The organism is Cellulomonas sp. P4_H12 (genome assembly GCF_056400905.1).
In genome coordinates this window covers 1-933 of sequence record NZ_JBFUKJ010000065.1, presented here as the reverse complement: position 1 = coordinate 933, position 933 = coordinate 1, and the positions used below count along the sequence as shown (strand labels likewise).

1 pseudogene is annotated in these 933 nt (G+C 80.0%); it reads right to left on the bottom strand.

The annotated features are described in order from the left end of the window. A pseudogene (locus AC1DQC_RS19735) lies at positions 1–933 on the bottom strand (AAA family ATPase); the annotation flags it as partial.

The following is a 933-nucleotide window of genomic DNA, read 5'->3' as shown; positions in this document are numbered from 1 at the left end:
ACCCGGGYCTCCCCGGCCGCCTGCTCGGCGGCGGCGCGCGCGGTGGTCTCCTCGGCGCGCGACGCCTCGACGTCGACCACGAGGTCGTCGTCGAGCGCGGCGATCGCCGGGTCGGCCAGGCCCGCGGCGGCGCGGTCGAGCCGGGTGGCGTAGGCCGTGACGGACCGGTCGAGCTCGGCCAGCGCGGCGGAGTCGACCGCCGCCGCTCGCGCCTCGGCGGCCGAGGCGAAGCCGTGCTCCGCCAGACCCTGGGTCAGCTCGTCCTCGCGTCGGCGTGACTCGTCCTGCGCGACGTCCTGCTCGACCAGGGCGTCGAGCACTGCGGCCGATGCCGCGGCACGCTCGAGCAGCGCGGAGTGCCGCGCCGCGACCGTCGGGTGGGCGCCGCGGCCGACCACGACCTCGGCCTCGGAGGCGTCGAGATCGAGCCGCGTGACCTCGAGTGCCGCCCGCTCCCCCGCGAGGCGGGCCACCGCCGACGCGCGCTCGCCCTCACGCTGCCGCGTCTGCGCGTCGAACCCGTCGAGCGCCGGCACCAACCGGGCGACGTCCGCCTCGCCCGCCCGCGCCTCCGCGACCGCCGCCCGTGCCGCAATCGTCTGCGTGGCGGCGGCGTCGGCGGTCACCGTGCCGACCCGGGCCCGCAGGGTCTCGACCCGCTCGCCCAGCACGCTGCACCGCTCGGCGGCGGCCTGCAGCACGCCCTCGGCACGCGCCCGCTCGGCCTCCGCGCGCTCGACCTGGTCGGCCGACACGTGGTCCGCCCCGAGCACCGCCTTGAAGGGGTGCTCGGCGGAGCCGCACACGGGGCACGCGTCGCCGTCGCCGAGCCGCGCGGCGAGCTCGCCGGCCAGGCCCGTGATCCGCGCCGMACGCAGGTCCCGCTCCGCGTCGAGCGCGCGCGTCGCGGCGGCGCCCGCGGCCGTCCTCGCG